General features: G+C 60.7%; 18 protein-coding genes. 10 read left to right on the top strand and 8 right to left on the bottom strand.

The features are described 5' to 3' along the window. Nucleotides 1-12: 12 nt before the first annotated feature. Nucleotides 13-831, bottom strand: coding sequence for a substrate-binding periplasmic protein (locus tag NA645_RS12140; protein ID WP_256049036.1), 819 nt, complete (start codon nucleotides 829-831; stop codon nucleotides 13-15). Nucleotides 832-1,085: 254 nt separating this feature from the next. On the opposite strand from NA645_RS12140, the gene NA645_RS12135 reads away from it, so the two are divergent. From NA645_RS12135 to NA645_RS12125, 3 genes are all read left to right on the top strand, one after another. Then, the gene (locus NA645_RS12135) at nucleotides 1,086-1,709 is read left to right on the top strand and encodes a TetR/AcrR family transcriptional regulator (protein ID WP_256049035.1); all 624 of its coding nucleotides are present in this window, start codon (nucleotides 1,086-1,088) and stop codon (nucleotides 1,707-1,709) included. 195 nt (nucleotides 1,710-1,904) lie between these two features. Beyond that, entirely contained in the window at nucleotides 1,905-3,965 is a 2,061-nt protein-coding gene (locus NA645_RS12130) for a putative bifunctional diguanylate cyclase/phosphodiesterase (RefSeq protein ID WP_256049034.1), read from the top strand. A 61-nt stretch (nucleotides 3,966-4,026) separates the two neighbouring features. Beyond that, nucleotides 4,027-4,710, top strand: a complete 684-nt coding sequence (locus NA645_RS12125; protein WP_256049033.1) for a spermidine synthase — start codon at nucleotides 4,027-4,029, stop codon at nucleotides 4,708-4,710. Between the two features lie 71 nt (nucleotides 4,711-4,781). On the opposite strand, the gene NA645_RS12120 is transcribed toward NA645_RS12125, so the two are convergent. Together NA645_RS12120 and NA645_RS12115 are read right to left on the bottom strand one after the other, a co-directional pair. Then, nucleotides 4,782-5,630 carry an E3 ubiquitin ligase family protein gene (locus NA645_RS12120; RefSeq protein WP_256049156.1) on the bottom strand — a complete coding sequence of 283 codons (849 nt, stop codon included), beginning with the start codon at nucleotides 5,628-5,630 and terminating at the stop codon, nucleotides 4,782-4,784. Nucleotides 5,631-5,670: 40 nt separating this feature from the next. Further along, nucleotides 5,671-6,243, bottom strand: a complete 573-nt coding sequence (locus NA645_RS12115; protein WP_256049032.1) for a LemA family protein — start codon at nucleotides 6,241-6,243, stop codon at nucleotides 5,671-5,673. A 187-nt stretch (nucleotides 6,244-6,430) separates the two neighbouring features. On the opposite strand from NA645_RS12115, the gene NA645_RS12110 reads away from it, so the two are divergent. From NA645_RS12110 to NA645_RS12080, 7 genes are all read left to right on the top strand, one after another. Beyond that, entirely contained in the window at nucleotides 6,431-7,774 is a 1,344-nt protein-coding gene (locus NA645_RS12110; protein ID WP_256049031.1) for an imelysin family protein, read from the top strand. Between the two features lie 171 nt (nucleotides 7,775-7,945). Further along, the gene (locus tag NA645_RS12105; RefSeq protein ID WP_256049030.1) at nucleotides 7,946-9,361 is read left to right on the top strand and encodes a di-heme oxidoredictase family protein; all 1,416 of its coding nucleotides are present in this window, start codon (nucleotides 7,946-7,948) and stop codon (nucleotides 9,359-9,361) included. Between the two features lie 39 nt (nucleotides 9,362-9,400). Continuing rightward, nucleotides 9,401-10,474: an imelysin family protein gene (locus NA645_RS12100; protein ID WP_256049029.1), complete on the top strand. Its 1,074-nt coding sequence runs from the start codon at nucleotides 9,401-9,403 to the stop codon at nucleotides 10,472-10,474. Between the two features lies 1 nt (nucleotide 10,475). Continuing rightward, a complete protein-coding gene (locus NA645_RS12095; RefSeq protein WP_256049028.1) occupies nucleotides 10,476-11,570 on the top strand; it encodes a DUF1513 domain-containing protein in 1,095 nt (364 codons plus the stop codon). 121 nt (nucleotides 11,571-11,691) lie between these two features. After that, nucleotides 11,692-13,317, top strand: a complete 1,626-nt coding sequence (locus NA645_RS12090; protein WP_256049027.1) for a methyl-accepting chemotaxis protein — start codon at nucleotides 11,692-11,694, stop codon at nucleotides 13,315-13,317. 298 nt (nucleotides 13,318-13,615) lie between these two features. Further along, nucleotides 13,616-14,770, top strand: coding sequence for an efflux RND transporter periplasmic adaptor subunit (locus tag NA645_RS12085; RefSeq protein ID WP_256049026.1), 1,155 nt, complete (start codon nucleotides 13,616-13,618; stop codon nucleotides 14,768-14,770). Nucleotides 14,771-14,794: 24 nt separating this feature from the next. Next, a complete protein-coding gene (locus tag NA645_RS12080) occupies nucleotides 14,795-17,824 on the top strand; it encodes a multidrug efflux RND transporter permease subunit (RefSeq protein ID WP_256049025.1) in 3,030 nt (1,009 codons plus the stop codon). 25 nt (nucleotides 17,825-17,849) lie between these two features. Here the strand turns inward: NA645_RS12080 and NA645_RS12075 are convergent, their stop codons facing one another. From NA645_RS12075 to NA645_RS12055, 5 genes are all read right to left on the bottom strand, one after another. After that, nucleotides 17,850-18,149: a DUF2845 domain-containing protein gene (locus NA645_RS12075; protein ID WP_131651028.1), complete on the bottom strand. Its 300-nt coding sequence runs from the start codon at nucleotides 18,147-18,149 to the stop codon at nucleotides 17,850-17,852. A 53-nt stretch (nucleotides 18,150-18,202) separates the two neighbouring features. Continuing rightward, entirely contained in the window at nucleotides 18,203-18,433 is a 231-nt protein-coding gene (locus NA645_RS12070) for a hypothetical protein (protein ID WP_131651027.1), read from the bottom strand. A gap of 231 nt (nucleotides 18,434-18,664) precedes the next feature. Beyond that, a complete protein-coding gene (groL, locus tag NA645_RS12065) occupies nucleotides 18,665-20,314 on the bottom strand; it encodes a chaperonin GroEL (protein ID WP_256049024.1) in 1,650 nt (549 codons plus the stop codon). 58 nt (nucleotides 20,315-20,372) lie between these two features. Next, complete coding sequence (locus NA645_RS12060) at nucleotides 20,373-20,666, bottom strand: co-chaperone GroES (protein ID WP_131651025.1); 294 nt, start codon at nucleotides 20,664-20,666, stop codon at nucleotides 20,373-20,375. 247 nt (nucleotides 20,667-20,913) lie between these two features. Next, nucleotides 20,914-21,378 (bottom strand): FxsA family protein, encoded by a 465-nt coding sequence (locus NA645_RS12055; RefSeq protein WP_256049023.1) that lies wholly within the window; start codon nucleotides 21,376-21,378, stop codon nucleotides 20,914-20,916. Nucleotides 21,379-21,405: the final 27 nt, after the last annotated feature.

Genomic DNA, 21,405 nt, shown 5'->3' with positions numbered 1-21,405 from the left:
GCCACCGATGCGCTAGTTGCTGGCGGCTTCCTTGGCCTTCTGTCGCTGCAGAAACTCGATCTTCCACTGCTCCATGCCGATGTATTCCGATGACAGGTTCGCCTCCACCTGGTGCTTGGCTTTGAGCGCGGCGACGGCGGGCTGCTGGATTTTGAGGTAACGGTCGAGATGCTCGATCAGTTCGGGATGATCGAGGCTGGACAGGTTGAAGGTGCTACGTGTGTGCGGTAGATCGGCATCGAAGACCAGCGCTCCCGGCTTGGCGCGCACGTTGTTCAAGTAATGCGCAGCCACCACCACGTTGTAATAGGCACCGTCGCTATCCTTAAGCAGTGCCTGTCGCACCATGCGCGGCAGATTCTCGCTACTGACCAGCAAGATCTGGTTGGCCGCGACCCGGTCTTCGTAGCCCCAGGGCGTCCAGCCATCGACCAGCGCCAACCGCCTGAGCTCATCGATACCTCGCCCCACACGCCGCGGCGCCACCATCACACCGTCGACATAGCTGACCACCGCCTGGCTGTAGTAGAGCCGATGCCCGGCTTTAGCGGGTCCGGACCAGTTGGGATTATCGGGATATTTGGCATCGACACGCCCGTCCAGCAGCGCCGGCAAAAGCTCGTCCGCGGGCAACACCTTGTATGTCAGGCGCACACCGCTATACGCGGCGAAACTATCCAGCAACTCGCGGGCGAAGCCCCCGTAATTGCCTTGTGCATCGCCGCTGTAGTGCGGCATGAATGCTGCCTGCTCGACGCCGATTACGTAGGTTTGCTCGGCGGCTACAGGCACTGAAAGCGCCAGCAAGGCGACCGCAAGAAATTTCTTCATTTGGAACTCCTTGTAAGTTGGACGACCCGCTCGGCAGGCTTGAGGCGAGCCGGCAGGAAAATGCGAAAGGCGATATCCATGACGCTGCACTGATGGCAGTAGCGTAGCAGCGTTTTTTTAGAATTGTGTACAAAGACTTAAGCATTTGTTCACAAATAGACGGATTGACGGACCCGCCTTGAGGCAGTCTGGAGGCCGGTGCTAGCATGCCGCGGCTGGCCACCAGGCGGGTGGTCGTGAATTGAACAGGCCCTATGTCCAGTATCCGCGAGCGCAACAAAGAATTGATCCTGCGCGCTGCCAGTGAAGAATTCGCCGAAAAGGGCTTCGCCGCCAGCAAGACCAGCGACATCGCCGACCGCGCCGGGCTGCCCAAGCCCAACGTCTATTACTACTTCAAGAGCAAGGAAAACCTCTACCGCGAGGTGCTCGACAGCATCGTCGAGCCGCTGCTGCAAGCATCCGCCCCCTTCAATCAGCCCGGCGAACCCGCCGATGTGTTACGCGCCTATATCCGCACCAAAATCCGGATTTCACGCGAGCACGCCTGCGCCTCCAAAGTATTCGCAAGCGAAATCATGCATGGCGCGCCCCATCTGCCAGCCGAGCGGGCGGAGCAGCTCAACGCCCAGGCCAGCCACAACGTGGCTCGCATCCAGGGCTGGATCGATCAGGGACTGATGGCGAAGGTCGACCCTAATCATCTGTTGTTCAGCATCTGGGCGGCGACCCAGACCTATGCCGATTTCGACTGGCAGATATCCACCGTGACGGGAAAAGCCTCTCTCGACGATGCAGATTACGAAGCCGCTGCCGATACGATCATTCGTATGGTCATCAAGGGTTGCGAGGTAAAGGAAACGTCCGCAGTCAGCTGAACCAACTATGCTTATCAAAGCCTCTAGCATGCCGCTTGCACGGCATATCACTATTCCTGAGGTGGTCGACGGAAGGTTCGGCGGGTCATCGAGGGTTCTGATAACGTTTTGCCCCATAGGCATGCCCAGCTTTTGACGTTTCCTTCATGACTACCAATACTTGCGCTGGCATCGGCCTGGAAAAAGGAAATTCTTTTGACTGCATTGCGCAACAGCCTGTCGAGGAAATTACTCCGTATCGTTCTGCTGTCAGCGCTCGCCGTTGGGCTGGTATTGAGCTGCGCACAGATCGTTTTCGATGCCTATAAAACTCGCCAACTGATCAATGCAGAGGCCCAGCGAATCCTGCGCATGACGCGCGACCCCTCGGCACAGGCGATCTACAGCCTGGACCGCGAGATGGGCTCACAGGTCATGGAAGGCCTGTTTCAGCACGAGTCGATTCAAGAAGCATCGATTGCCCACCCTGGCGAGGAGCCTCTCGCTGTCAAAACCCGCCCACTCATATCGGCGCCGACACGCTGGCTAACCGATCCGATTCTAGGCCGCAGTCAGAATTTTTCGATTCCACTGATCGGCCGCCCTCCTTACAACGAGTACTACGGCGACTTGCGCATTACGCTTGATACCGCTCCCTACGGAGAAGAATTCGTCAGCGACTCCATCGTCATCTTCTTCGTCGGCATTCTCCGTGCGCTGGCCCTGGGTCTTTTGCTTTACCTGATTTACGAATGGCTGTTGACGCGCCCGCTGACCAAGCTCACCGAGCACCTGTCGCGAATCAATCCAGGCCGCCCTGGCGAGCATTCATTACCAATGCCGAAGGGGCACGAGCGAAACGAGCTGGGCCTATGGGTCGAAACCGCCAACGGCCTGCTTGCCTCTATCCAGCACAACATGCAGCTGCGCCATGCCGCGGAAAGCAGCCTGGAACGCATGACTCAATACGACTCGCTCACCGGGCTGCCCAATCGACAACAGCTGCAGCAACAGCTCGACAATATTCTCGGCGAGGCCGCGCGGCTGCAACGCCGTGTGGCCGTTCTCTGCCTGGGATTGGACGACTTCAAAGGTGTGAACGAGCAGTTCAGCTACCAGTGCGGCGACCGTATGTTGGTCGCACTGGCCGATCGCCTGCGAAGCCTGAGCGGACGTGTCGGCGCCCTTGCCCGCCTGGGTGGCGACCAGTTTGTGCTGGTGCTGTTCGGCTGCGAACAACCCTACGAGGCCGCGGAACTGGCGCAGAAAGTACTCGACGATCTGGAGCGGCCGGTCACCCTCGATCGGCAAAGCATCCGCCTGCGCGCCACCATCGGTATCACGCTGTACCCAGAAGATGGCGACAGTACCGAGAAGCTGTTGCAGAAAGCCGAACAGACCATGACCTTGGCCAAGAACCGCTCGCGCAACCGCTACCAGTTTTACGTGGCGAGCATCGACAGCGAAATGCGAACGCGCCGGGAATTGCAGAACGACCTGGCCGAAGCGGTCAAACGCAATGAATTTCATCTGGTCTACCAGCCGCAGATCGACTATCGACTAAAGCGAATCACCGGCGTCGAAGCCCTGCTGCGTTGGACGCAGCCGAACGGAAAGATGATTCCGCCGGACATTTTCATTCCCCTCGCCGAACAGAACGGCAGCATCATCGCCATTGGCGAATGGGTGCTCGATCAGGCCTGCCAACAGCTGAGCGAATGGCATCAGCAGGGCTTCAACGACCTGCGCATGGCCGTCAACCTTTCCACGGTCCAGCTGCACCACGCCGAACTGCCGACGATGATCAACACCCTGCTCAAAAACCATCGGCTGCCGCCCGAGACCCTGGAGCTCGAGGTGACCGAGACCGGGCTGATGGAAGACATCGCCGCCGCCACTCACAACCTGCACAGCCTGCGCCGCTCCGGCGCGCTGATCGCCATCGACGACTTCGGCACCGGCTATTCCTCGCTCAGCTATCTGAAAAGCTTGCCCCTGGACAAGATCAAGATCGACAAGAGCTTCGTGCGCGACATGTCTGCCGATGATGGCGACACGACCATCGTCAGAGCGATCATCCAGCTGGGCAAGAGCCTCAATATGTTGGTGATCGCCGAGGGCGTGGAAACCGCCGAGCAAGAGCGCTATCTCATCGATGAAGGCTGCAATGAAGGCCAAGGCTATTACTACAGCAAGCCCCTGCCTGGCCCCGAGCTGACCGCCCTACTACGCCAATCCAGACGTTTCGAACGCAGCTTCAATTCAGAATCGCTATAAGGCTATTCCTCCATTGCGCAGCCCTTTCTGCGTTTCCCCTTTTTTCCGTAATGAGCCCTGCATGAAGCGTTTCGTATTGATCGACACCGCTGATATCCCCGGTGGCGGCGCCCTCTGCCTGTTTGAGTACGGTGACGATTTTGTCATCAAGATTCAGGGCGGCAATGGCAACCAACTGATGAACACACGCACGCACGGCTCCGAAGATGCCCTTGCGCAGATCCCCTGCGAACGAATCGCCAAGCGCCCACGTCCACGCGTGCTGATCGGCGGACTGGGCATGGGATTTACCTTGGCCTCGGCCCTGAAGCACCTCGGCGAGGACGCTGAAGTTCAGGTCGCCGAACTGGTGCCCGGCGTGATCGAGTGGAACCGCGGCGCCCTTGGAGAAAAGGCCGGACTGCCGATCAACGATCCACGCACCCGGGTACTCAACCATGATGTAGCCGACGTGCTGCGACGTGAACCTCAAGGGTTCGACGCGATCATGCTGGATGTCGACAACGGACCGGAAGGGCTGACCCAAAAGCACAACAGCTGGCTCTATTCAGCAGCGGGTCTGGATACCTGCGCGCAAGCTCTGCGCCCGAACGGCCTGTTGGCGGTATGGTCAGCCAGCGCGGACCAAGCCTTCTCGCAGCGCTTGGCCAAGGCGGGCTTCAAGGCCCAAGAAGTCCAGGTATTCGCCCATGGCAACCGCGGCACGCGACACACAATCTGGATAGCAGAGAAAAAACCTCGTTAGGCCGGACAACCAACAAGCCCGGGATAACCTCAACCAATGATAATGCGCGGCCGAGATCGCGAAGCTGTGGATCAGATAAACGCCAGCTGCGTTGTCAGCAACCAGGCACCGCCAACGCATAGCGCAGCGCCACCGATCGCCTGCCAGCGGTAGCGGCGCGCAAGGACTTCCTCGCCATGGCTGGAAAGCACGAATGGCAGCGCTTCGGTCGGCCGTGCAAGCCGATGCTCCGCCGGACGACTACTGGCAAGGCGGTGACGCTGCTCCGCCTCGAGACCGGCAGCGAGCCGAACCCGCGCCCACTCCGCGTCGTCGAGCTGGCCGTCACGATTGTTATCGAAACGCCGCAGCAAACCGGCGTAATCACCTTTCCACTCCCGCACGACCTGTCCTTGCGCCGCATTAAGATCAAGCCCCTGCCGACCGCCCGCCGTGGTCCGGAAATCGCCGATGGCGTACAGCGGCTCGCCCGCGTGCAGGCGTTCTTCGGTGTAGCGGTAGCGGCGATTTCCGCTTAGCCAGGCGAGAAGTCCCGTCGGCGGCAGGCCTCTGGGATGACGCAAGTCGCCGGTCCAGACGTCGCGGCGCGCAGGCAATACTTCGGCACCCTTTGGGTCGATCAGGCAATCGCCGGTGGCGTCGCTCAAGCGCAGCAGGCGTTCGCTACTGCCCTGTTCGACGACCCGCCAACTGCTGCGCTTGCCCGCGGCGCGGTATTCCTCGATCCGATAGCGCCACCAGAGGCAGGGCTTGGCGGTCAGCGGCGCCAGCATGACCGGCAGATCGGCAACCTCGCCCAACATACCGGCGAGCTCGACATAGCCCTGCGCGGCCGAGCGTATTTTCGACGTCGGCGTGTCCAGCAGATGGCGAACCTTCGACCATCGGCTGACCCACAGCCAACCGCCGCCCAGACACATCGCCACGCCAACCCCCGCTAGTAGCACTTCGGTAGCCCGCTCAGCCGAACAGGGGTTTCAGGTCGACGTCCGCCTTTTGCGCTTCGCTGAACTGCAGCAAGGGCGCCTCGCGGAAACCAAATGCGCGCGCCAGCAGCACGTCGGGGAATTGCTCGATGCGCACGTTGTTCAGATTGACCGACTCGTTGTACAGCTCGCGACGATCAGCGATACCACTTTCCAGCCCGCTGATGCGCTGCTGCAAATGCCGGAAGCTCTCGTTGGCACGCAGCTCCGGATAGTTCTCGGCCAGCGCGAACAGCCGCCCGAGCCCCGCACGCAGCCCGGTTTCGGCCTGCCCGAGTGCACCGACATCGCCCTGCTCGCGCGCATCGGACACGGCGTTACGCGCCCTGATGATCTGCTCCAGGGTGCTGCGCTCGTGCTGCATGTATTGCTTGCAGGTTTCCACCAGCTTGGGCAGCTCTTCATGTCGCTGACGCAACAGCACATCGATATTCGACCAGGCCTTGCTTACGCCGTGCTTGAGGCGCACCAGACCGTTGTAAAGCACCACCGCATAAGCGACGACAAGAAACAGCACGACCCATGAAAGCACGGCGCCCAGGCTCATCGAATATCTCCATTAAAGGTCCGGATTCGGAGACGCATTCTAGCCACACAGCCGAATCGCAGACGCGACCTGCTCCACGCAATTTCTTTGCACAAAATGCAAATCTTTCGCATTATGCCCTGCAGCGAATAGCCGCACCTCGTCGGTCGGCATTCCCTTTACTCACCTGCAAGCAAAGGAACCCGCCATGCTACGCACCCCCGTCTGGGCCACCGCCAGCCTTCTCGCTGTCGCCATTTCACTCGCAGGTTGCGGCGAAGACAAAGCGCCAGCCGAACAGGCCGCCGCTCCGCAAACCACCCAGAGCGAGCCGGCAGCAGCGAGCGCGCCAGAAGCGACCCTGAACGAAGAAGCCGCACAGGCGGTGGTCAAGCATTATGCGGACATGGCGCATGCCATCTTCAGCGATGCGCACAGCACTGCAATGAAGCTCCAGGAAGCCATCGACGCCCTGCTTGCCGACCCTACAGAGCAAACCCTGCAGGCCGCCAAGGACGCCTGGCTCGCCGCACGTGTGCCCTACATGCAGACAGAAGTGTTCCGCTTCGGCAACGCCGTGGTCGATGACTGGGAAGGCCAGCTCAACGCCTGGCCGCTGGACGAAGGCATGATCGACTACGTCGAGGGCGATTATCAGCATGCCCTGGGCAACCCTGGCGCCACCGCCAATATCATCGCCAACCAGGAATTGCAGATCGGTGAAGACAAGATCGACGTCAGCGAAATCACGGGCGAGAAGCTCGCCAGCCTGAACGAACTGGCCGGCTCGGAAGCCAACGTCGCCACCGGTTATCACGCCATCGAATTTCTTCTTTGGGGGCAGGACCTGAACGGCACCGGCCCCGGTGCTGGTAACCGCCCTGTCAGCGACTATATCGAAGGAGAAGGCTGCACCGGCGATAACTGCGACCGTCGCCGCACCTACCTGAAAGCCGCGACCGATCTTCTGGTCACCGATCTCGAAGAAATGGTCAACGAGTGGAAGCCCGGTGTCGCGGATAACTATCGCGCCAGCCTGGAAAGCGAATCTGCAGAGAATGGCCTGCGCAAGATGTTCTTCGGCATGGGCAGCCTTTCGCTCGGCGAACTGGCAGGTGAGCGTATGAAGGTCGCGCTGGAAGCCAACTCGCCGGAAGACGAGCACGACTGCTTCAGCGACAACACCCATAACTCGCATTTCTTCAATGCCAAGGGCATCCGGAACGTCTACCTCGGCGAGTACACTCGCGTCGATGGCAGCACGCTCAGCGGGCCGAGCCTGGCCTCGCTGGTCGATGGCGTCGATCCGCAGGTCAACACCACGCTGAAGACCGATTTGGAAACCACCGAAGCCAAAATGCAGGTGCTGGTCGTCAGCGCCAACGAGGGTGAAGCGTTCGATCAGCTGATCGCACCTGACAATAATGAAGGGCAGGAAAAAGTCCGCGCCGCGATCGGGGCACTGGTACAGCAAACCGGCTCGATCGAGAAAGCCGCTGCCGCACTGGGTATCAGCGACCTGAACCCGGACACTGCCGATCATCAGTTCTGATCCTGTGTTTCAGGGAGCGGTGCAAGGCCGCTCCCTGAATGCCGTTTCATGGTGCGCTCTTCCGCTAACAGCCAAGCTATAGCAACCAGAGCCAGACCAAATGCAAACTGCTCTTATTCACACTCCGTTAGGCTGCTAAGATTGCCGCCCTGCCACGTCCAGGTACACCTGATGCACCCGCTTTCTCGCTCTGCTATCGCCCTGCTGCTGGCCATGAGCCTCGCCGCCTGTGACGAGCAGGCGCCACGCTTCGAGCAGGCCGAGCCGGGCGAAGCGCTTTCCGCCGGTAGCGCGACCGTGATGAAGTTCGATCAGAACGCCTTCTCGATGCCCTCTGCCAATCTATCGCCTGTGAGGCGACTGGATTTCAGTGTCGGCAACAGCTTCTTCCGAAATCCCTGGGTCATTGCGCCGGCTTCGACCACGGCGCGCGACGGCCTCGGTCCGCTGATGAATACCAACGCCTGTCAAAGCTGCCACATCAAGGACGGTCGCGGCCATCCCGCGGATGCCGAGCGCGGCAATGCCGTTTCCATGCTGGTACGGCTGTCGATTCCCGCTGGTGCCGAGCACGCCGAGGTTGTCCGCGAGCGCGGTATCGCACCGGAGCCCGTCTACGGTGGTCAGTTGCAGGACATGGCCATTCCGGGCGTGGCGCCGGAGGGCAAGGTCCGTCTTAGCTATGCCACCCGGACCGAGCGATTCGCCGACGGATTCGAAGTCGAGCTGCGCGAACCGAAGCTGGCCATCACCGAGCTCGGTTACGGCCCCATGCATCCCGATACACAATTTTCCGTTCGTGTGGCACCGCAAATGATCGGCCTGGGTCTTCTGGAGGCCATTCCCGAAGCAGCGTTACTGGCCAACGCCGACCCGGACGACAGCAACGGCGACGGCATTTCCGGCCGCCCCAATCGGGTGTTCGATCAGGTCACGCGTGACACCGCGATTGGCCGCTTCGGCTGGAAAGCCGGACAACCGAACCTCAACCAGCAGAATGCCGATGCGTTTTTCAACGACATGGGCCTGACCACGAGCCTGTTCACCGGCAACAGCTGTACCGATCGACAGCTGGACTGCCTAGCCATGCCCCACGGTGGCGAGCCGGAGGTCAGTGACAACATCCTTAATCTGGTGTCGTTCTACACTCGCAATCTAGGTGTACCGGCGCGCCGCGACGTTGACGCGCCTCAGGTTCTCCAGGGCAAGACATTGTTCCACCGCGTCGGCTGCCAGAGCTGCCATGTACCAACGTTCACCACTGGCGATGCCGCCGAGCCTGAATTGGCCAATCAGCTGATTCGCCCCTATACCGATCTGCTGTTGCATGACATGGGTGAAGAGCTTGCCGATCATCGTCCCGAGTTCGAGGCCAGCGGCAGCGAATGGCGAACCCCCCCGCTGTGGGGCATCGGCATGACCGAAGCGGTCAGCGGGCATACTCAGTTTTTGCATGACGGACGGGCGCGCAACCTGCTCGAAGCCATACTCTGGCACGGCGGCGAAGCGGAACGAGCCAAACAGGCCGTGCTCGGTTTAAACAGCAATGAACGCAGCGCCCTGCTGGCCTTTCTCGAATCACTCTAGCGCCGTTTCAACCGGCGCCTGCCTTTGCCGAGGAGCAACATGTATCCCAACCGTTACCTTTCAGCCATTACCGTCACCGCACTGGGGCTGATGCTAAGCGCCTGCGCGCCGTCCGATCCTTTTACCGAAACGAGCAAGAGCCTGGCCGATGAAGTCCTGCTTCCTTCATATAGCCAGTGGGCCGAAACCAACCGGCGCATGGCCGCGAGCAGCATTGCTTTTTGCGCAGGCAACGAAGAGCTGGACGACGCGCGCAAGGCCTTCCTGCAGGCGCAATTCGCTTGGGCGGGCCTGCAACCACTGCTGATCGGGCCGATGGGCGAAGGCAACCGAGCCTGGCAAGTGCAGTTCTGGCCCGACAAAAAGAACCTGGTAGGACGGCAGGTCACCGCCCTGCTGAAGAAGAACCCCCAGCTGACCCAGGCCGATCTGGAAAACGCCAGCGTCGTGCTGCAGGGCCTTTCGGCTTACGAATACGTGCTGTTCGACAAGGCCGTCGACCTGCAGGACGACGCGTCCAAGGCGCGTCATTGCCGGTTGCTCGAGGCCATTGGCGAGCATCAGCAGAAGCTCGCCGCGAGCATGCTTGAGGAATGGCAGGCCGAAGGCGGCATGGTCACGCAACTCAGCGAATTTCCCAACGAGCGCTACGCCGAATCGCAAGAGGCGATCGCCGATCTGTTGCGCGTCCAGGTCACCGCGCTGGACGGCCTGAAGAAAAAGCTCGGCGCCCCGCTGGGTCGTCAGACCAAAGGCTACCCGCAGCCATTCCAGGCCGAAGCCTGGCGCAGCGACGCCACGCTCGGCAGTATCGATGCCGCCCTCGCCGGTGCACAAAAACTGTGGCAAGGCGCCGATGACAACGGCTTCAAACGTCTGGTACCGGCCGATCAGGCCGACCTGGTCAAACGCATCGACGTCGCCTACGCGACGGCCCGCCAACACCTGACGGACATCATGCTGCCGTTCAGCGAACTAATCGCCGACGAGGCCGGTCGCGAAAGACTGAATGCGCTGTACCAGGACATCGACGTACTACACCGCTTGCACCAGACGGAACTGGCCCGCGCGCTGGGCGTACAGATCGGCTTCAACGCTCACGACGGAGATTGATATGAAACGTAGAGCCTTTCTCGGACTGGGCAGTGCTCTGGTCGCCGTCTCCGCCGTCGGTGGCTGGACACTGACCCGTCATAGCGAGCAACCGCTGCTGCTCTCCGCGCGCGACGATGCCGATGGCCGTCATTACGCGGTCGGCTATCGACTCGACGGCAGCCGCGTGTTCGCCACGCCGGTCAATGAGCGCTGCCATGATGTCTATGTCCATCCCCATCTGCCGTTGGCGGTATTCGTCGGGCGCCGGCCGAGCCGCGAGAGCTATCTGATCGACAGCAGGGACGGCACCTTGCTACAGATCATCGCCTCGCCACCCGACCGCCACTTCTATGGTCATGGCGTGTTCCATGCCAGCGGCGACCTGTTCTACGCCACAGAGAACGACACCACGGATGCCGGTCGCGGAGTGATTGGCATATATCGCGTCGAGGAGCGCCGGCTGGTCCGCGAAGGCGAACACTCCAGCCACGGCATCGGCCCGCATCAGCTGCTCTGGATGCCCGACGGCGAGACGCTAGTAATTGCCAACGGCGGCATCCGCACCGAGGCCGACAGCCGCGAGATGATGAATCTCGATGCCATGGAGCCGAGTCTGGTGCTGCTCCATCGCGACGGCGCGCTAATCAGCAAGGAGCAACTGCCCGAGCAGATGAATAGCGTGCGTCACCTCGCGGTTGCCGCAGACGGCACCGTGGTATCGGGCCAGCAGTACGAAGGTGATCCGATGGACGCGGTCCCGCTGCTGGCGATCAAGCGTCCCGGTGAGGCGTTCCAGGCGTTCCCGCTGGGTGAAGCGCAGCGCCAGACAATGAACCAGTACACCGCCAGCCTGGCGATCAATGATCCGCTGCGCCTGCTGGCCGTGACGGCGCCGCGCGGCAATAAGGTCTTCATCTGGGATCTGGACAGCGCTGCGCTGCGCGAAGAAATCCACCTGCCCGATTGCGCCGGCGTCGCGGCGGTCGAACAGGGCTTCGTGGTGAGTTCGGGGCAAGGCCGCTGCCGGTTGGTCGACTGCCAGGGCGAGCGCTTCGTCAGTACCCCACTGCAACTTCCGGCAGGGCTCTGGGACAACCATTTGCGCCTGGTCTGAAAGTTCTCAAGTATCGAGACGACGCGCCGAAAAACAGAGCGACCGGGCGGTCACACTTGTGAGCACCCGGTTAGTTCTTGCCAATAGTGCAAGCGCACCTCCTCGATACGAGAACGCTCTGATGTTTCTGAAAAAATCCCTACGGGCTCAGTTGCTGGGCCTGATCGGCGCCAGCCTGCTGGTGATGCTCGTGATCGCCCTCGCCAGTTTTTCCTTCCTGTCCAAGGACATTTCCGCCTACCAGACGCTGCTGAAAGGTCCGATCGAGGCGTCACGATTGATTGACGAAGCCAATCTGGAATTCAAGGTGCAGGTGCAGGAGTGGAAGAACGTCCTGCTGCGTGGCAAATCGCCTGACGCCATGGACAAGTATTGGCAGAGCTTCGAAAAGCAGGAGCGCAACGTCCAGGAGTTACTGTCCACGCTCGTACAACTGAGCAGCCACAGACCGGACCTGTCGAGCAAGATCGAAGCGCTACGAGCGGAACATCGTGCCCTCGGTGTCGCTTATCGAGCCGGGCGCGATGCTTACATCGCCGCCGGTAACGATCCGGTAGCCGGCGATGAAGCCGTTCAGGGAATCGATCGCGCCACCAGCGAACAGCTGAGCGCTCTGGTCGAACAGCTGCGTGAGTCAGCGCTGCACAGCTCCGATGAAATCGGCCACGCCGCCGACCAGGCCATCATTTCCGGGTCGCTGATCATGGTGATCGCTGGCGCGCTGGTCGCTCTTCTCAGCCTGTGGCTAGTCAATCGCCAATTGATTAACCCGATCCGTCATCTGATCGACCACATCGCCAAACTCAGCCAGGGCAATTTCAGCGAACACGTCGACAGCAGCCGTGCCGACGAACTAGGACGTCTAGCAGCCGCAGCTAACATTCTGCGCGACTTTCTCGCTGATACATTCACCCGCCTGCAACGCAGCACCTCGGACCTGGACAATGCCAGCGGCGAACTGAACGCCATCGCGGCGTTGATGGGCCAAGGTACCCGTGAACAATTCTCGCGCACCGATCAGGTCGCAACCGCCATGCACGAAATGTCCGCTACGGCTCAAGAAGTGGCACGCCACGCCGCTGACGCCGCGCGCGCCGCGGACGCTGCCGACCACTCGGCGCAGCAGGGCGAAAGCATGATGCGCTCGACCATTCAGACGATTACTCACATGCGTGGCGAGATCAGCAATACGGCCGACGTCATTCGCCGTCTGGAGGCTGACAGTGGCCGAATCGGCAAGGTGCTGGAGGTCATTCGCGGCATCGCCGATCAAACCAATCTGCTGGCCCTGAACGCAGCCATCGAAGCTGCACGGGCCGGCGATGCAGGCCGCGGATTCGCCGTCGTGGCCGATGAAGTGCGTACGCTGGCCCGGCGCACGGCGGATTCCACCGCCGAGATTCACCAGATCATCGATACGGTGCAGACCGGCGCGGTGGATGCGGTGCGCGCGATAGAAAACGGCCAGAGCCGTAGCGATGAAGGAGTCGAGCGGGTCACCGAAGCGGGCAGCATGCTTCAACGCATCACGCTGGAAGTCGAAGCGATTCGTGACATGAACCGGCAGATCGCCACCGCTGCCGAGGAACAAACCTCCGTGGCGGAAGACATCTCACGCAACCTCACCGAGATCACCACAATCGCCACCACCAATCAGAGCAATGTCGAGCGCACCGAAAAAGCCAGCCAGAACCTGCACGGCTTGTCGGCGCAGCTCAGTGAAGTGACCCACCGTCTCGCAGGCTGACGCAAACCTGCCCTGACCCACCGGCCTCGCCATAAAAGCGGGCCGGTGACGGCGAATGCTGGACGCACCGCTCTATCCCTCTTGTTTGCGCGCCCAAGACTGCACGTCGGGCCTGTCTATCGACTGCTTTACATACATTCAATTCGGGACTAATTTCGCTGTTCTCGACCACACCGGTCGGAACAGTAAAAGGCCGAGCATCCCGTCAGGGCGGCATTCGGTGATCCAGTGTTTACCCGCACGGCTGCCTCGTTCATGGCAGTAGTCAGCCGGCTCACCTCTCCAGGGAATACGGAAAATGTTGCGCCGCATGCTGCTCATGCTGGGCGCGGTGATCGTCGTTGTATTGATTCTCGCCGCCATCAAGTTCAATTCCATATACACGCAGATCCAACAGTTCGAGGCCCCGAAGCCGCCCGTCAACGTCGAGGTCGTGGAGTCGCGCCGACAGCCGTGGCAGCGCCAAATTTCGGCGATCGGCACGCTCACGGCGTCCCAGGGCATCGATCTATCCGTGGAGGTCGTCGGCACCGTCAGCGACGTACAGTTTCGTTCGGGTGAAAAGGTCAGCAAGGGCCAGCCGATCGTTCTGCTCGACAGCGAGATCGAGCAGGCAAGCCTTGCGGCGGCCGAAGCCGATCTGCATCTGGCAAACGTGGAATTCAAGCGAGCCCGCAGTTTGATCGACACTCAGGCCATCTCGCGCAGCGAGTTCGATCGGCTCAATGCCGAGTCGCAAAAAGCAGCTGCCGCGGTCGAGCAGCTGAAAGCCAGCCTGGCGAAGAAACGCATTCTTGCGCCCTTTTCCGGAACCATCGGCATTCGCCAGGTGGACGTCGGTGACTTCGTCGCCGCCGGTACGCCGATCGCGACGCTGCAGGACCTGTCCACCTTGTTCGTCGATTTCTACGTGGCCGAACAACAGGTTCCCTCGCTCGCCATCGGCCTGCCCGTGCACATCCAGGTGCCGGCTTTTCCCGGCGAGCGGTTCACGGGCACCCTCGTCGCCCTGAATCCCAAGGTGGACATCACCACCCGCAACATTCAGGTGCGCGCGGAGCTGGCCAACCCCGGCGAGCGGCTGCTACCCGGCATGTTCGCCGACCTGCAGGTGCTGTTGCCGGACGACGAGCCCCAGGTCGTCGTGCCGGAGACTGCCATCACCTACACGCTGTACGGCAATTCGGTACTGCTGGTGAAGGAAGGCCAGGCGCCCGAACCCGAGGAAGGCGACGAAGCGCCCGAACGCAACGAGCCGTATCTGGTGGTGGAACGTCGCTTCGTCGAAACCGGTGAGCGGCGCAACGGCCGCGTGGTGATCCTCGACGGGCTCGATGCCGGCGAACAGGTGGTGATTGCCGGCCAGCTCAAGCTGGACACCGGCACGCACGTGGCCATCGCCGACAAGCGCACGCTCGAACTCGAGCCGAACAACGGGTCCGACGCCCGCTGACGTCGACACAGGAAAGACATCCTCATGGCTTTTACCGACCCATTCATTCGCCGCCCGGTGCTGGCCAGCGTGGTCAGCCTGCTGATCGTGCTGCTCGGCTTCCAGGCGTTCAACAGCCTGGTGATTCGTCAGTATCCGCAGATGGAAAGCGCGCTGATCACGGTGACCACCGCCTATCCCGGCGCCAACGCCGAAACGATCCAGGGCTATATCACTCAACCACTGCAGCAGAGTCTGGCCAGCGCCGAAGGCGTGGATTACATGACCTCGGTGAGCCGGCAGAACCTGTCGGTCATCTCGGTTTACGCCCGCATCGGCGCCGACACTGACCGGCTCTACACCGAGTTGTTGAGCCAGGCCAACTCGGTAAAGAACCAGCTGCCGCAGAACGCCGAAGACCCGGTGCTGAACAAGCAAGCCGCCGATTCGACCGCGCTCATGTACATCAGCTTCTACAGCGAGCAGCTGAGCAATCCGCAAATTACCGATTACCTATCGCGGGTGATTCAGCCGAAGCTGGCCACCCTGCCCGGCATGGCCGAGGCGGAGATTCTCGGCAATCAGGTCTTCGCCATGCGGCTTTGGCTGGACCCGGTGAAACTCGCCGCCCATGGCCTGTCCGCAAGCGACGTGAACGAGGCGGTGCGTCAATACAACTTCCTTTCTGCTGCCGGCGAGGTGAAAGGCCAATACGTCGTCACCAGCATCAATGCCAACACCGATCTGAAGACGCCGGAAGCCTTTGCGGCGATTCCGTTGAAAACCCAGGGCGACAGTCGCGTGCTGCTCGGCGATGTTGCACGGGTCGAAATGGGCGCCGAAAGCTATAACGCCATCAGCTCGTTCGACGGCATCCCGTCGGTCTACATCGGCGTCAAGAGCACGCCGAGTGCCAACCCGCTGGATGTGATCCGCGAAGTGCGTGCAGTGATGCCGGAGATCGAATCGCAACTGCCACCGAATCTGAAGGTGACCATCGCCTATGACGCGACGCGCTTCATCCAGGCGTCGATCGACGAAGTGGTTAAAACCCTCGCCGAGGCGGTGGTCATCGTCATCATCGTGGTCTTCCTGTTCCTCGGTTCGCTGCGTTCGGTACTGATTCCGGTGGTGACCATTCCGCTGTCGATGATCGGCGTGATGTTCTTCATGCAGACCATGGGTTATTCGATCAACCTGCTGACGCTGCTGGCCATGGTGCTGGCGATCGGCCTGGTGGTGGACGACGCCATTGTCGTGGTCGAAAACATCCACCGGCACATCGAACAAGGCAAGACCCCCTTCCAGGCGGCCATCGACGGGGCGCGCGAGATCGCCATGCCGGTGGTCAGCATGACCATCACCCTGGCGGCGGTGTATGCGCCCATCGGCTTCCTGCAAGGGCTGACCGGCGCGCTGTTCCAGGAATTCGCGCTGACGCTGGCCGGCGCGGTGCTGATCTCCGGCGTTGTGGCGCTGACCTTGTCGCCCATGATGTGCTCGCGGCTGTTGCGTCATGAAGAGAGCTCGACGGGCCTGGCGCACCGGCTGGACAATCTGTTCGACCGCCTGAAACTGCGGTACCAGCGCGCCCTGCACGGCACGCTGAATACCCGTCCCGTGGTACTGGTGTTCGCCGTGATCGTGCTCGGGCTGATTCCGGTTCTGCTCACATTCACCGAAAGCGAACTGGCTCCGGAAGAGGATCAGGGCATCATCTTCATGATGGCCAGCGCACCGCAAACGACCAACCTCGATTATCTGAACGCGTATACCGACCAGTTTCTGGAAATCTTCAAATCCTTCCCCGAGTACTACTCCTGGTTCCAGATCAATGGGTTCGACGGCGTACAGAGCGGCATTGGCGGGTTTTTGATGAAGCCTTGGGATGAGCGCGAGCGTACTCAGATGGAGGTATTGCCGGAGGTCCAGGCCAAGCTCGACAGCATTCCTGGCTTGCAGGTGTTCGGCTTCAACCTGCCATCCTTGCCCGGCACTGGCGAAGGCCTTCCCTTTCAGTTCGTGATCAATACCGCGAGCGACTACGAGTCGCTGCTGCAGGTCACCGAGCGCATCAAGGAAAGAGCCGAAGCGTCCGGCAAGTTCGCCTTCCTCGACGTGGATCTGGCGTTCGACAAACCCGAAATCGTCGTCGATATCGACCGCGAAAAGGCCGCGCAAATGGGCGTAACGATGGAAGACCTCGGCGTGACGCTGGCCACCCTGCTCGGCGAAAGCGAGATCAACCGCTTCACCATCGAGGGTCGCAGTTACAAGGTGATCGCCCAGGTTGAAAGGGCCTACCGGGACAATCCCGGCTGGCTGAAGAACTACTACGTGAAGAACGACCAGGGCGAGATGGTGCCCTTGTCGACCTTGATCAAGGTGCGCGACCGGGCTCGGCCGACGCAGTTGAAGCAGTTCCAGCAGCTCAACGCAGCGACGATACAGGGCTTCCCTATCGTCAGCATGGGCGAGGCGATCGACACGCTGCTCGGCATCGCTCAGGAAGAAGCGCCGCAGGGATTCACCTTCGATTACGCCGGCGCGTCGCGCCAGTACATTCAGGAGGGGAACGCCCTGTACACGACCTTCGCGCTCGCGCTGGCGGTGATCTTTCTGGTGCTGGCGGCGCAGTTCGAGAGCTTCCGCGATCCGCTGGTAATCCTCGTCACGGTGCCGCTGTCGATCTGTGGCGCGCTGGTGCCGCTCTTTCTCGGCCTGTCGGGCATGAACATCTATACCCAGGTCGGACTGGTGACGCTGATCGGGCTGATCAGCAAACACGGCATCATGATCGTCGAGTTCGCCAATCAGCTTCGCCGCGAGCAGGGTATGAGCCGCCGCGAAGCCGTGGAAGAAGCGGCGGCGATTCGACTGAGACCGGTCCTGATGACGACGGCGGCAACGGTATTCGGCATGATTCCGCTGATCCTGGCCAGTGGTGCCGGCGCCGTCAGCCGCTTCGATATCGGAATGGTGATCGCCACGGGCATGACGGTCGGCACCCTGTTCACGCTATTCGTTCTGCCGGCCGTTTACACGCTATTGGCAAGTCCAGACAGGGCGGCTTGATTGAGTAAATAGCCTGATGTGGGGCTTATAACCGACGGGTTTCGATCTTGACTAACTGCCCGTCTATAAAACGCAGGAAGCGATGCGCCCCATTATCTGGACCATAAATCCATGTCTCTACAGTCACAGATCCCCTTGCCGGATTCCCGTCAGGCCGGGTTGCAGGCTCCACGATTTCCTTGTCGTAAGGCTCGCCGCATTTGGTCAGCACCTCAAACGAACCTGCGCCTGTGGCAATTAGTCCGCCGTCACAGCGCATGGTTGCTGCATGGGCTTGTCCAAGAAAAAACGCGCCTAACACCGAGATAAGCGCAGCGCGTTTCATTACCGCCTCCTTGAAGAACACCGCCCCGTCAGCGATAGCGCGGAGCTTGTCCGTCAACCACGCCCGATCAGGCTTTGAGATAGGCCGTACATGAATAGCAGCAGATCGTGATCTGGCCGCACGTCGATCGAAGAAACTCGAGCGACTCGCGGCACTGGACAATGATCACTGACATCGCTGCGCGACACGACGCGAGCGTCGGGCTCGCTCCAGGCAGCAGCGCACAAGGAAGCAACGCTGAGTGCGCCGACTAAAAAAAGTCCTCGAGCAATTTCAAGCTTCATCGCGCAAGCCCTTGTTATTAGGTGAGTCGAGAAACTCACCATAGATCACAATTTAGCCTGCCGCCCAGCCAGACGACCAATGGTCGCTTTCGCTCGCAAGGGCAACGAACGGCAAAGGTGGTCACGCTGCCACCGAAGCATGACAGCGCCATGAATGTCGCTTCAGTTACGAAAAAAAAGGCCCCGCACGAAGCGGGGCCTTTTCATACAGCTAAGCGGGAGCCGGCTGGCTTACATCATGCCGCCCATACCACCCATACCGCCCATGCCACCCATATCCGGCATGGCTGGAGCAGCCTTGTCGTCAATGCTTTCGGCGACCATGGCTTCGGTGGTAACCATCAGACCACCGATGGAGGCAGCAGCCTGCAGTGCGGAACGGGTAACCTTGGCCGGATCGAGAATGCCCATTTCGATCATGTCGCCGTAGGTGTCGGACGCAGCGTTGAAGCCGTAGTTGCCTTCACCCTGCTTGACCTTGTCGACCACCACGCTCGGCTCGCCGCCGGCGTTGGCAACGATCTGACGCAGCGGCGCTTCGACCGCACGACGCAGCAGCGCGATACCGACGTTCTGGTCTTCGTTCTCGCCCTTCAGCTCGGAGATGGATTGCAGAGCGCGTACAAGGGCAACACCGCCGCCAGGCACCACGCCTTCTTCGACAGCTGCGCGAGTGGCGTGCAGGGCGTCTTCGACGCGGGCTTTCTTCTCTTTCATCTCGACTTCGGTACCGGCACCGACCTTGATCACGGCAACACCGCCAGCCAGCTTGGCCAGACGCTCTTGCAGCTTCTCTTTGTCGTAGTCGGACGTGGTGTCTTCGACCTGCTTGCGGATCTGCGCAACGCGGGCTTCGATGTCAACCTGCTGGCCAGCACCATCGATGATGGTGGTGTTTTCCTTGTTCAGCACGACGCGCTTGGCGTTACCCAGATGCTCCAGGGTAGCGGTTTCCAGGCTCAGGCCGACTTCTTCGGAAATCACGGTACCGCCAGTCAGGATAGCGATGTCCTGCAGCATGGCCTTGCGGCGATCGCCGAAGCCTGGCGCCTTGACGGCAGCGACTTTGACGATGCCACGCATGTTGTTGACGACCAGAGTGGCGAGGGCTTCGCCTTCGACGTCTTCAGCGACGATCAGCAGCGGACGACCGGCCTTGGCGACACCTTCCAGCACCGGCAGCAATTCGCGGATGTTGGAGATCTTCTTGTCGACCAGCAGCAGCAGCGGGCTGTCGAGCTCGGCAACCATGGTGTCCGGCTTGTTGATGAAGTAAGGGGACAGGTAGCCACGGTCGAACTGCATGCCTTCTACGACGGACAGTTCGTTTTCCAGGCCCGAGCCTTCTTCAACGGTGATGACGCCTTCCTTGCCGACCTTTTCCATGGCTTCGGCAATGATGTCGCCGATGGAGCTGTCGGAGTTGGCGGAGATGGTGCCGACCTGGGCGATGGCCTTGAAGTCAGTGCATGGCTTGGCCAGATTCTTCAGCTCGGCAACGATGGCGATGGTCGCCTTGTCGATGCCGCGCTTGAGGTCCATCGGGTTCATGCCGGCAGCGACGGCTTTCAGGCCTTCGTTGACGATGGCTTGAGCCAGAACGGTAGCGGTGGTGGTGCCGTCACCGGCTTCGTCGTTGGCCTTGGACGCAACGTCCTTGACCAGCTGCGCGCCCATGTTCTCGAAACGGCATTTCAGCTCGATTTCCTTGGCAACGGAAACGCCGTCCTTGGTGATGGTCGGAGCGCCGAAGCTCTTTTCCAGAACCACGTTACGGCCTTTCGGGCCGAGGGTCGCTTTTACCGCGTCAGCCAGGACGTTGACGCCGGTGAGCATCTTCTTGCGAGCGGAGTCGCCGAATTTAACTTCTTTAGCAGCCATGTTGATTCTTCCTCAAATTCTGTTGATGGAGCGCAGTTCGCTATGGGGCGAGCGCTGATCAGGCTTCGACGACGGCGAGGATTTCGTTCTCGCTCATCACCAGCAGGTCTTCACCGTCGACCTTGACGGTGTTGCTGCCGGAGTAAGGGCCGAATACGACCTGATCGCCAACCTTGACGGCCAGCGCACGTACTTCGCCGTTGTCCAGAATGCGACCAGTACCAACTGCAACGATTTCGCCACGGTTCGGCTTTTCGGCAGCGGAGCCCGGCAGCACGATGCCGCCTGCGGTCTTGGTTTCTTCTTCGCTGCGGCGAATCACGACGCGGTCATGCAGAGGACGAAGCTTCATTGTCGATCTCTCCTAGTACAGTGGTTTCCATGCCGATGCATTCTCATCGGCGGGTTGGGCAAATCCGGCGGTGCCGGTTGCGGCCCGCAATGCGAGCCGCAGAAGACGGACTGTCGAACACGACAGCGACCTTGCGGTGACCGCTACATGCGGGCGGCAAAAATGATTTCAAGGGCACAGCGTTGATTTTTTGCATTGAAAAATGAAAAAGGCATGCCTGCGCATGCCTTCTCACGAACACCGAGCGTCACTTGTCGCGGCGTTCCCACTCGCCTTCGATCACGTTGGGGCGTTGTGGCCCGGCTTGACGCTCCTGTTGCTGGCGCAGGTCATCGGCAAAAGCTCGACGGCGCTGAGCCTGGGCCTCGACACGGCGGCCAACGAAGCCGAGAAACAGCTTGCGCGAGGGCGGAAACAGCACCAGCAACGCGATGATGTCGCTGAGGAAGCCAGGCAGGAACAGCAAGCCCCCCGCGATGGCCATCATCAGACCCTGAAGCATTTCGCGCTCTGGCAACTCGCCGCGCGCCAATCGCTCGCGTGCCCGCCAGGCGGTGGCGAAACCTGCCAGACGCAACAATAGAATGCCGGCCATACCGCTAATGACCAGCAGCAGAATGGTCGGCAGCACACCGATCGAGCTGCCGACCTGAATCAGCAACGCCAGCTCGGCCAGCGGAAATAGGAGAAACAGCAGTAAGAAAATACGCATCGATAGTCCTTGGCGGAAGAACGGCTT

The sequence above is a fragment of the Stutzerimonas stutzeri genome (genome assembly GCF_024448955.1).
GTDB classification, from domain to species: Bacteria; Pseudomonadota; Gammaproteobacteria; order Pseudomonadales; family Pseudomonadaceae; genus Stutzerimonas; species Stutzerimonas stutzeri_AQ.
The sequence above is the reverse complement of the archived record's forward strand: the minus strand, read 5'-3'. Positions and strand labels throughout refer to the sequence as shown.

What these genes read in the sequence shown, in the direction of transcription:
- NA645_RS12060 (WP_131651025.1), bottom strand. Translation starts at nt 20,666, where the DNA reads ATGAAGCTTCGTCCTCTGCATGACCGCGTCGTGATTCGCCGCAGCGAA.
- NA645_RS12100 (WP_256049029.1), top strand. Translation starts at nt 9,401, where the DNA reads ATGTATCCCAACCGTTACCTTTCAGCCATTACCGTCACCGCACTGGGG.
- NA645_RS12095 (WP_256049028.1), top strand. Translation starts at nt 10,476, where the DNA reads ATGAAACGTAGAGCCTTTCTCGGACTGGGCAGTGCTCTGGTCGCCGTC.
- NA645_RS12085 (WP_256049026.1), top strand. Translation starts at nt 13,616, where the DNA reads ATGTTGCGCCGCATGCTGCTCATGCTGGGCGCGGTGATCGTCGTTGTA.
- NA645_RS12140 (WP_256049036.1), bottom strand. Translation starts at nt 831, where the DNA reads ATGAAGAAATTTCTTGCGGTCGCCTTGCTGGCGCTTTCAGTGCCTGTA.
- NA645_RS12110 (WP_256049031.1), top strand. Translation starts at nt 6,431, where the DNA reads ATGCTACGCACCCCCGTCTGGGCCACCGCCAGCCTTCTCGCTGTCGCC.
- NA645_RS12055 (WP_256049023.1), bottom strand. Translation starts at nt 21,378, where the DNA reads ATGCGTATTTTCTTACTGCTGTTTCTCCTATTTCCGCTGGCCGAGCTG.
- NA645_RS12090 (WP_256049027.1), top strand. Translation starts at nt 11,692, where the DNA reads ATGTTTCTGAAAAAATCCCTACGGGCTCAGTTGCTGGGCCTGATCGGC.
- NA645_RS12135 (WP_256049035.1), top strand. Translation starts at nt 1,086, where the DNA reads ATGTCCAGTATCCGCGAGCGCAACAAAGAATTGATCCTGCGCGCTGCC.
- NA645_RS12115 (WP_256049032.1), bottom strand. Translation starts at nt 6,243, where the DNA reads ATGAGCCTGGGCGCCGTGCTTTCATGGGTCGTGCTGTTTCTTGTCGTC.
- NA645_RS12125 (WP_256049033.1), top strand. Translation starts at nt 4,027, where the DNA reads ATGAAGCGTTTCGTATTGATCGACACCGCTGATATCCCCGGTGGCGGC.
- NA645_RS12105 (WP_256049030.1), top strand. Translation starts at nt 7,946, where the DNA reads ATGCACCCGCTTTCTCGCTCTGCTATCGCCCTGCTGCTGGCCATGAGC.
- NA645_RS12070 (WP_131651027.1), bottom strand. Translation starts at nt 18,433, where the DNA reads ATGAAGCTTGAAATTGCTCGAGGACTTTTTTTAGTCGGCGCACTCAGC.
- NA645_RS12120 (WP_256049156.1), bottom strand. Translation starts at nt 5,630, where the DNA reads ATGTGTCTGGGCGGCGGTTGGCTGTGGGTCAGCCGATGGTCGAAGGTT.
- NA645_RS12080 (WP_256049025.1), top strand. Translation starts at nt 14,795, where the DNA reads ATGGCTTTTACCGACCCATTCATTCGCCGCCCGGTGCTGGCCAGCGTG.
- groL (WP_256049024.1), bottom strand. Translation starts at nt 20,314, where the DNA reads ATGGCTGCTAAAGAAGTTAAATTCGGCGACTCCGCTCGCAAGAAGATG.
- NA645_RS12075 (WP_131651028.1), bottom strand. Translation starts at nt 18,149, where the DNA reads ATGAAACGCGCTGCGCTTATCTCGGTGTTAGGCGCGTTTTTTCTTGGA.